The following is a 9,549-nucleotide window of genomic DNA, read 5'->3' on the forward strand; positions in this document are numbered from 1 at the left end:
CGATGATCGGCTCGCCGTTGGCGGGCGACAGCACGTTGTTCGACGCCAGCATCAGGGTGCGCGCTTCGGTCTGTGCTTCCAGCGACAGCGGCACGTGGACGGCCATCTGGTCGCCGTCGAAGTCGGCGTTGAACGCCGCACACACCAACGGGTGCAGCTGAATCGCCTTGCCTTCGATCAGAACCGGCTCGAAGGCCTGAATGCCGAGACGGTGCAGGGTCGGTGCGCGGTTCAGCATCACCGGATGCTGGTTGATGACTTCTTCGAGCAAGTCCCACACGACGGGCTCTTCGTCTTCCACCATCTTCTTGGCGGCCTTGATCGTGGTCGCCAGCCCCAGCACTTCGAGGCGGTTGAAGATGAAGGGCTTGAACAGCTCGAGCGCCATCTTCTTCGGCAGGCCGCACTGGTGCAGCTTCAGCGTCGGGCCCACCACGATGACGGAACGGCCGGAGTAGTCGACGCGCTTGCCCAGCAGGTTCTGACGGAAACGACCGCTCTTGCCCTTGATCATGTCGGCCAGCGACTTCAGCGGACGCTTGTTGGCGCCGGTCATCGCCTTGCCGCGACGGCCGTTGTCCAGCAGCGAGTCAACCGACTCCTGCAGCATGCGCTTTTCGTTGCGCACGATGATTTCCGGGGCCTTCAGCTCGAGCAGACGCTTCAGACGGTTGTTGCGGTTGATCACGCGGCGGTACAGATCGTTCAGATCGGAGGTCGCGAAGCGGCCGCCGTCGAGCGGCACCAGCGGACGCAGTTCAGGCGGCAGCACCGGCAACACTTCGAGAATCATCCACTCGGGCTTGATCCCGGACTTCTGGAAGCCCTCAAGAATTTTCAGGCGCTTCGACAGTTTTTTCAGCTTGGTTTCGGAACCGGTGCGTGCCATGTCGGCATGCAGGGTCTCAACCACATTCGGCAGATCCAGCGAACGCAGCAGTTCACGCACGGCTTCCGCGCCCATCAGTGCGCGGAACTCGTCGCCATACTCTTCCAGCTTGGCAAGGTAGTCGTCTTCAGTCAGCAACTGGCCGCGGTTGAGCGGCGTCATGCCGGGCTCGACCACCACGAAGCCTTCGAAGTAGAGCACGCGCTCGATGTCGCGCAGCGTCATGTCGAGCACCATGCCCAGACGGCTCGGCAGCGACTTCAGGAACCAGATGTGGGCAACCGGCGAGGCCAGCTCGATGTGGCCCATGCGCTCGCGGCGCACTTTGGACAGCGTGACTTCGACGCCGCACTTTTCGCAGATCACGCCGCGATGCTTGAGACGCTTGTACTTGCCGCACAGGCACTCGTAGTCCTTGACCGGGCCAAAGATCTTGGCGCAGAACAGGCCATCACGTTCCGGTTTGAAGGTGCGGTAATTGATGGTCTCGGGTTTCTTTACTTCACCATACGACCAGGAACGGATTTTCTCCGGCGACGCCAGGCCAATCTTGATGGCGTCGAACTCTTCCTCGTGGGTGGCCTGCTTGAAAATATCTAACAGTGCTTTCATGGCTGTGTCCTCACCCTAAATTAATAACGTTCCAGATCGATGTCGATGCCCAGCGAGCGGATTTCCTTCACCAGCACGTTGAAGGACTCCGGCATCCCGGCTTCGATCTTGTGTTCGCCCTTGACGATGCTCTCGTACATCTTGGTACGGCCGTTCACATCGTCCGACTTCACGGTCAACATTTCCTGCAGCACGTAAGCCGCACCGTAGGCTTCCAGCGCCCACACCTCCATCTCACCGAAGCGCTGGCCGCCGAACTGCGCCTTGCCGCCCAGCGGTTGCTGGGTGACCAGCGAGTACGGGCCGGTGGAACGCGCGTGCATCTTGTCGTCGACCAGGTGGTGCAGCTTCAGCACGTGCTTGTAGCCGACCGTCACCTGGCGGTCAAATGCCTCGCCGGTACGACCGTCGTACAGCGTGACCTGGCCGCCTTCCGGCAGGCCGGCCAGCACCAGCATGCGACGGATCTCGGCTTCGGATGCACCGTCGAACACCGGCGATGCAAACGGCACGCCCTTTTGCAGGTTGCGCCCGAGCTCGATGATTTCGTCGTCGGTAAAGCCGTCGATATCTTCGACCTTGCCGGACTGGTTGTAGATTTCCTTGAGGAAGCTGCGGATCTCTTTCACCATGGTCTTGGTCTGCGCGGCGAGCATCTGGCCGATTTTTTCGCCCAGACCCTTGGCCGCCCAGCCGAGGTGGGTTTCCAGAATCTGGCCGACGTTCATCCGCGACGGCACGCCGAGCGGGTTGAGAACGACATCGACCGGACGGCCATCGGCCATGAACGGCATGTCTTCCACCGGCGCGATTTTCGACACCACACCCTTGTTGCCGTGACGGCCTGCCATCTTGTCGCCAGGCTGCAGACGGCGTTTGACTGCCAGATAGACCTTGACCATTTTCTGCACGCCAGGCGGCAATTCGTCACCGGCGGTCAGCTTCTTCTTCTTCTCTTCGAACATCGCATCGAATTCGATGCGTTTCTGGGTCAGGCTGTCTTTCAAGCCTTCCACTGCGCGGCTCGCCTCGTCGTCGGCCAGGCGGATGTCGAACCAGTCGTGACGGTTGACCGACTCCAGATAGTCCTTGGTGATTTTGCTGCCCTTGGCGAGTTTCTTCGGTCCGCCGTTGGCCACCTTCAGGTGCAGGAGTTTTTCCAGACGGGCAAACGTGTCGTCTTCAACGATACGCATGCGGTCGGTCATGTCCTTGCGGTACTCGGCAAGCTGCGTGTCGACAATCGACTGCGCGCGGACATCACGCTCGATGCCTTCACGGGTGAACACCTGCACGTCGATGACCACGCCCGACATGCCGGACGGCACCTTGAGGCTGGTGTCTTTCACGTCGCTGGCCTTTTCGCCGAAGATGGCGCGCAGCAGTTTTTCTTCCGGTGTCAGCTGGGTTTCGCCCTTGGGCGTGACCTTGCCGACCAGCACGTCGCCGGCCTCGACTTCCGCGCCGATGGCGATGATGCCGGACTCGTCCAAGCGACCCAACTGGCGCTCGGCCAGGTTGGAGATGTCGCGGGTGATTTCTTCCGCACCCAGCTTGGTGTCGCGTGCGACGACCGAGAGTTCTTCGATGTGGATCGAGGTGTAGCGGTCTTCGGCGACGACCTTCTCGTTGATGAGAATCGAGTCTTCGAAGTTGTAGCCGTTCCACGGCATGAAGGCGACCAGCATGTTCTGCCCCAGCGCCAGCTCGCCCATATCGGTCGAAGCGCCGTCGGCAATCACGTCGCCACGCGCAATCATGTCGCCTACCTTCACCAGCGGACGCTGGTTGATGTTGGTGTTCTGGTTCGAGCGGGTGTATTTGATCAGCGAGTAGATGTCCACGCCGACTTCGCCGGCACGCGCCTCTTCGTCATGCACGCGAATCACGATGCGGCTCGCATCGATGTAATCGACGCGACCGCCGCGATGCGCCGTCACCACCGTGCCGGAGTCGACTGCCGCGGTACGTTCGATACCGGTTCCGACCAGGGATTTCTCCGGACGCAGGCAGGGCACTGCCTGACGTTGCATGTTCGAACCCATCAGCGCGCGGTTGGCATCGTCGTGCTCCAGGAACGGAATCAGCGAAGCTGCAACCGACACGATCTGCGCCGGCGCCACGTCCATGTACTCGATGCGGTCGGGGGTCGACAGCGTAAATTCGTTCTTGTAGCGGCACGAGATCAGGTCGTCCTTGAACTGGCTCTTCGCATCGAGATCGGCGTTGGCCTGCGCGATCACGTATTTGCTTTCCTCGATCGCTGACAGGTACTCGATTTCGTCGGTGACCTTGTTGTCGATCACCTTGCGGTACGGCGTTTCAATGAAGCCATACCAGTTGGTGCGGGCATACAGCGCCAGCGAGTTGATCAGGCCGATATTCGGACCTTCCGGCGTTTCGATCGGGCAGACGCGACCATAGTGGGTCGGATGCACGTCGCGCACTTCGAAGCCTGCGCGCTCGCGCGTCAAACCGCCCGGGCCCAGAGCCGACACGCGGCGCTTGTGGGTGATCTCGGATAGCGGATTGGTCTGGTCCATGAACTGCGACAACTGGCTGGAGCCGAAAAACTCCTTGATCGCCGCCGACACCGGCTTGGCATTGATCAGGTCATGCGGCATCAGGTTGTCCGACTCGGCCTGCCCCAGACGCTCGCGCACGGCGCGCTCTACGCGCACCAGGCCGGCGCGGAACTGGTTTTCGGCCAGCTCGCCCACCGAACGCACGCGGCGGTTGCCGAGGTGATCGATGTCGTCGACTTCGCCGCGGCCATTGCGCAGGTCCACCAGTATCTTGATCACCGCCACGATGTCTTCAGTCGACAACGTGCCGGAGCCGGTCAGTTCATCGCTGCCGATGCGGCGGTTGAACTTCATGCGGCCCACGGCCGACAGGTCGTAACGCTCGTCATTGAAGAACAGGTTGGTGAACAGCGTGTTGACCGCATCCTCGGTGGGCGGCTCGCCCGGGCGCATCATGCGGTAGATCGCCACCTTGGCGACGTAAGCATCGGCCGCGTCGTCGCTACGCAGGGTCTGCGAAATGAATGCGCCCTGGTCGAGTTCGTTGGTATACAGCGTGTTGAATTTATCGACTCCGGCGACGGCCAGGGCATTCAACAGCTCTTCGGTAATCTCGTCGTTGGCGCGCGCCACCAGCTCACCGGTGGACTTGTCGACCACGTCGTGCGCCAGCACGCGGCCGACGACGAATTCGGCGGGAACCGCCCATTTCTTGACGCCCGCAGCCTCAAGCTCACGGATGTGCTTGGCGGTGATGCGCTTGTCCTTGGCCACGATGACATGGTCATCCTTGCCGCAGATGTCGAAACGCGCGAGTTCGCCGCGCAGACGCTCGGGGACCAGTTCGAACTGGATGCCCTGGGTATTGATATAGAAGGTGTCCTTGTTGAAGAACGTATCCAGAATCGTTTCCGGGGTATAGCCCAGCGATTTCAGCAGGATGGTGACCGGCATCTTGCGGCGGCGGTCAACCCGGAAGAACAGGATGTCCTTGGCGTCGAATTCGAAATCCAGCCACGAGCCGCGGTAGGGAATCACACGCGCCGAGAACAGCAGTTTGCCGGAGCTGTGGGTCTTGCCGCGGTCATGCTCGAAGAACACGCCGGGCGAGCGGTGCAGCTGCGACACGATCACGCGCTCGGTACCGTTGATCACGAACGAGCCGGTCGGCGTCATGAGCGGGATTTCGCCCATGTAGACTTCTTGCTCCTTGACTTCCTTGATCGTCGGCTTGGACGCTTCCTTGTCCATGATCACCAGGCGCACTTTGGCACGCAGCGGCGCGCAGTAGGTCAGGCCGCGCTGTTGGCATTCCTTGATGTCGAATACCGGCTCGCCGAGGAAGTAGCTGACGTATTCCAGACGCGCATTCTTGGAATGGCTTTCGATCGGAAAAATCGACGTGAACGCGGCCTGCAGGCCTTCGTTCAAACGCTCTTCGCGCGAACGGCCCTCCTGCAAGAAGGCACGATAAGACTCAAGCTGGGTCGCCAGAAGAAAAGGCACCGGTAGGGTGTTGGTCCGGCTGGCAAAGCTCTTGCGCAGACGTTTTTTCTCGGTAAAGGTATAAGCCATGGAGTCTCCTTGACGATCAGGGGCAGGCCGGCACGTGGGTTACGCGCCGCGCGTTGTGAGGCATACGGCTTGCAATGGGCTTCACCCCGTTACAAACCGGAGTCCCTTTATGGGGCATACGATCTTTCACAGGCTTCAGCCTGTAGAAAGTCGGAGTCCCCTTGTGGGGCACACGCAAAAAGCAAACGACCCGGAAGCCGATTCCGGGTTCCGGGTATTTGCTGCTTGCGTCTGCTGCGGGTTTCCCCGCAACACACCACGAATACAAAAGTGGCGAAATAAATGCGTCTCCGGAAGTGGGCGATGCGCTTAGGCGCGCCGCCCAGGTCGCCGTTGACTTATTTGACGTCGACGTTAGCGCCAGCTTCTTCCAGCTGTTTTTTCAGCGCTTCGGCATCAGCCTTGGATACGCCTTCTTTAACAGCCTTGGGAGCGCCGTCAACCAGATCCTTGGCTTCTTTCAGGCCCAGACCGGTGGCAGCACGCACAACCTTAATGACTTCAACCTTCTTGTCGCCAGCCGAATTCAGCATCACGGTGAACTCGGTCTGCTCTTCAGCAGCAGCGGCACCGCCGCCAGCAGCGGGGGCTGCCACAGCAACCGCAGCGGCAGCAGCGGAAACGCCAAACTTCTCTTCCATTTCCTTGATCAGCTCGGACAGATCCAGAACGGTCATGCCAGCGATTGCGTCAAGAATTTCAGCTTTAGAAACAGCCATGTGTATTACTCCTGTCAATTGTGCTTCAGATTAAAAACAATATCGTCGTACGGGTTGCCGGCAAGCTGCTTCAAGCAGCCTGCTTGTCGCGCACAGCAGCGAGTCCGCGAACGAATTTGGTCGGCACTTCATTGAGCGTGCGAACAAATTGCGTAATCGGAGCCTGCATCGTGCCCATGAGTTTGGACAGCAGTTCATCACGGCTGGGCATGCTGGCCAGATTCCCCACATCCTTGGCGGACATGATGAAATTGGGCATGGCACCGGCCTTGACGACAAACTTGTCGTTGGTCTTGGCAAACTCGTGCATCACTTTCGCGGCGGCCACCGGATCTGTGGACATGCCGTAAGCAAGCGGGCCGACCATCTGGTCGGACAAACCTGCGAACGGAGTACCCGCGATCGCGCGGCGCACCAGCGTGTTTTTCAACACGCGCAGATAGACGCCTTCCTTGCGTGCGATTGCGCGCAGCTTGGTCAGGTCTTCCACCTTGATGCCACGATATTCGGCAACTACAACCGTCTGGGCCACTGCAACCTGCGCAGTCACTTCAGCAACGACGGCTTTCTTTTCTTCAAGATTCAGACTCAAGGTCTACCCTCCTTCTCAGTTACGAAGCGCTTCCCGCTTGTGTCCACGGGATGCCTCGGCTGGCGGCCTTGACAGGAAAATCCTGCGCGGGAACACCATCTGCGTAGGTTCTGCTTGATGCGAACAGAGGACAGACTCGTCACCCATTCACACTCGGCCCGACTTAACTCCTTGCGGAGGCCTACGGTCTTTGACAACTCGTCGACCCCAACAGCTGGTCGACGACCCAAAGTTCATTCGAGCACCCCGATCCGGGATGCCCCTCATTCATTAAGCAGTCACGCTTGCCTGATCGACGCGCACGCCCACGCCCATGGTGGACGACACCGACAGGCGCTTGAAGTACACACCCTTGGAGCTGGCGGGCTTGGCGCGCTGAAGCGCATCCATCAGAGCCGCCAGGTTTTCCTTCAGGTCTTCCACGGCAAACGAAGCGCGGCCGATAGTGCAATGCACGATGCCACCCTTGTCCGTGCGGTACTGCACCTGACCGGCCTTGGCGTTTTTAACCGCACCGGCGACGTCAGGAGACACCGTTCCCACTTTCGGGTTCGGCATCAAACCGCGCGGACCGAGGATCTGACCGAGCTGACCGACCACACGCATAGCGTCAGGCGTCGCGATCAACACGTCGAAATCCATCTTGCCTGCCTTGATCTCGGCAGCCAGATCGTCGAAGCCCACGATGTCTGCGCCGGCATCTTTTGCCTTTTGCACGTTGTCGCCCTGGGCAAACACTGCCACGCGAACCGTTTTACCGATTCCCTTGGGCAGCACCACCGCACCACGCACCATCTGGTCGGATTTGCGTGCATCTACGCCAAGGTTGATCGCAATGTCGATGGACTCGTCGAATTTTGCGGTGGCTGCTTCCTTGACCAGACCCAGCGCATCAGCCACCGGGTAGTTGCGGTTGCGGTCGATTTTTTCTTTCAGCGCCCGCAAGCGCTTGGATGTATTTGCCATGTCAGACTCCCTCCACGACGATGCCCATGGAACGGGCCGTGCCAGCGATGGTGCGAACGGCTGCGTCCATATTGGCTGCAGTCAGATCGGGCTCTTTTGCCTTGGCGATCTCTTCCAGCTGGGCGCGCGTAATGGTGCCCACCTTGTCGAGGTGCGGCTTGGCGCTGCCCTTGTCGAGCTTGATCGCTTTCTTGATCAAGACCGTCGCAGGCGGCGTCTTCATGATGAAGGTGAAGCTCTTGTCCGCGAATGCGGTAATCACCACCGGAATCGGCAGACCGGGCTCCATACCCTGGGTCTTGGCGTTGAACGCCTTACAGAATTCCATGATGTTGAGGCCGCGCTGACCGAGCGCGGGACCGATTGGGGGCGAAGGGTTGGCCTTGCCCGCCGGAACTTGCAGCTTGACATAGCCGACAATTTTCTTTGCCATGATGGCTCCTGATAAATGAGTACCAACGCGCTTTGGGTTGCCCTACTCGCGCTCCTCTCCGGTCTTACCGGACACCACTTCAGCCTGACGCCAAAGCGGTCTTGCAGCCGGACTTTTGTCCGGACTAGCTTTTCTCGACCTGACCGAAACCCAGCTCGACGGGCGTCGCCCGGCCAAAAATCATCACCGACACGCGCAATTTGCTCTTGTCGTAATTCACTTCCTCTACGTTGCCATTGAAGTCCGTGAACGGCCCGTCAATGACGCGCACCGTCTCACCCACCTCGAACAGAATCTTGGGCTTGGGCTTCTCTACACCCTCGCGCATCTGATCCATGATGGACTGCACTTCTTTTTCGGAAATCGGCGCCGGCTTGGTCGCCGTTCCACCCACGAAGCCCGTCACCTTGGGCGTGCTTTTCACCAGATGCCAGGTATCGTCATCCATCTCCATCTGCACCAGCACGTAGCCGGGGAAGAACTTGCGCTCGGCCGTCTTCTTCTGACCGCCCTTCATCTCCACAACCTCTTCCACCGGCACCAGGATCTCGCCAAAGCGATCCTTCATGCCCGCACGCTCAATACGCTCAATCAGATTGCGCGCAACGCTTTTCTCGAAGCCAGAGTAGGCATGAACCACATACCACCGCATACTCAACTCCCTTGTCCCAATGCCAGCTTGACCAACCACATCAATGTGCCGTCAACCGCCCACAAAAAGAGCGCCATCACGACCACAAAAGCCATGACCACCCCCGTCATCTGTATGGTTTCCTTGCGCGTCGGCCAGACAACCTTCTTCGCCTCATCGCGCGCATCCAGCGCGAAACGGAAAAACCGCTTGCCAGGCGCCGACATGCCGGCAACCACGGCCGCCAGCACCAGACCCGCAATCACAGACAACACCCGAACTACAGCGGGCGCGTCCGCAAAAAAATAAAAGCCGGCCAATCCTGCGATGACCAGCAATACCGCTACCAGCAGCTTGATTTTGTCAGCCATGAACGCTGTATGCCTTGCGGCTTATCCTGTGGCAGGCCAAGAGGGTCTCGAACCCCCAACCTTCGGTTTTGGAGACCGACGCTCTACCAATTGAGCTATTGGCCTGTATTACTCAAGGGCGGAACAGGCCTGCGCCCATCCCGCCCTGCCGGCTAGAACAACCCGGTTAACAAACAATCACTCTTCGATTTTCGCCACGACGCCCGCACCGACGGTACGGCCGCCTTCGCGAATCG

Annotated in this window: 7 protein-coding genes, 1 tRNA gene and 1 pseudogene; all 9 read right to left on the bottom strand. The window is 59.6% G+C overall.

What is annotated here, in order from left to right; genetic code table 11:
* Window positions 1–1,501 (bottom strand): annotated as a pseudogene (locus IV098_RS14405) (DNA-directed RNA polymerase subunit beta'); the annotation flags it as partial.
* A gap of 20 nt (window positions 1,502–1,521) precedes the next feature.
* Window positions 1,522–5,601: a DNA-directed RNA polymerase subunit beta gene (gene rpoB, locus IV098_RS14410; protein WP_296890280.1), complete on the bottom strand. Its 4,080-nt coding sequence runs from the start codon at window positions 5,599–5,601 to the stop codon at window positions 1,522–1,524.
* Between the two features lie 338 nt (window positions 5,602–5,939).
* Entirely contained in the window at window positions 5,940–6,320 is a 381-nt protein-coding gene (gene rplL / locus IV098_RS14415; protein ID WP_296890282.1) for a 50S ribosomal protein L7/L12, read from the bottom strand.
* A gap of 70 nt (window positions 6,321–6,390) precedes the next feature.
* Window positions 6,391–6,912 (bottom strand): 50S ribosomal protein L10, encoded by a 522-nt coding sequence (rplJ, locus tag IV098_RS14420; protein ID WP_296890284.1) that lies wholly within the window; start codon window positions 6,910–6,912, stop codon window positions 6,391–6,393.
* Window positions 6,913–7,182: 270 nt separating this feature from the next.
* Entirely contained in the window at window positions 7,183–7,878 is a 696-nt protein-coding gene (rplA, locus tag IV098_RS14425; RefSeq protein ID WP_296890286.1) for a 50S ribosomal protein L1, read from the bottom strand.
* A 1-nt stretch (window position 7,879) separates the two neighbouring features.
* The gene (gene rplK, locus IV098_RS14430) at window positions 7,880–8,311 is read right to left on the bottom strand and encodes a 50S ribosomal protein L11 (RefSeq protein ID WP_296890288.1); all 432 of its coding nucleotides are present in this window, start codon (window positions 8,309–8,311) and stop codon (window positions 7,880–7,882) included.
* A gap of 124 nt (window positions 8,312–8,435) precedes the next feature.
* Window positions 8,436–8,969 carry a transcription termination/antitermination protein NusG gene (gene nusG, locus IV098_RS14435; RefSeq protein WP_296890290.1) on the bottom strand — a complete coding sequence of 178 codons (534 nt, stop codon included), beginning with the start codon at window positions 8,967–8,969 and terminating at the stop codon, window positions 8,436–8,438.
* On the bottom strand, window positions 8,966–9,313 hold the full coding sequence (secE, locus tag IV098_RS14440; RefSeq protein ID WP_296890292.1) for a preprotein translocase subunit SecE: 348 nt from the start codon (window positions 9,311–9,313) through the stop codon (window positions 8,966–8,968). Before secE ends, nusG begins: the two co-directional genes overlap by 4 nt.
* A 29-nt stretch (window positions 9,314–9,342) precedes the next feature.
* Window positions 9,343–9,418: transfer RNA gene (locus IV098_RS14445), tRNA-Trp, on the bottom strand.
* Between the last annotated feature and the right edge of the window lie 131 nt (window positions 9,419–9,549).

Source organism: Thiobacillus sp. (genome assembly GCF_018780105.1).
Classification (GTDB): Bacteria; Pseudomonadota; Gammaproteobacteria; order Burkholderiales; family Thiobacillaceae; genus Thiobacillus.

Excerpts from the sequence above, each read along its gene's own strand:
- rpoB (WP_296890280.1), bottom strand. The coding sequence starts at position 5,601 with ATGGCTTATACCTTTACCGAGAAAAAACGTCTGCGCAAGAGCTTTGCC.
- rplL (WP_296890282.1), bottom strand. The coding sequence starts at position 6,320 with ATGGCTGTTTCTAAAGCTGAAATTCTTGACGCAATCGCTGGCATGACC.
- rplA (WP_296890286.1), bottom strand. The coding sequence starts at position 7,878 with ATGGCAAATACATCCAAGCGCTTGCGGGCGCTGAAAGAAAAAATCGAC.
- rplK (WP_296890288.1), bottom strand. The coding sequence starts at position 8,311 with ATGGCAAAGAAAATTGTCGGCTATGTCAAGCTGCAAGTTCCGGCGGGC.
- secE (WP_296890292.1), bottom strand. The coding sequence starts at position 9,313 with ATGGCTGACAAAATCAAGCTGCTGGTAGCGGTATTGCTGGTCATCGCA.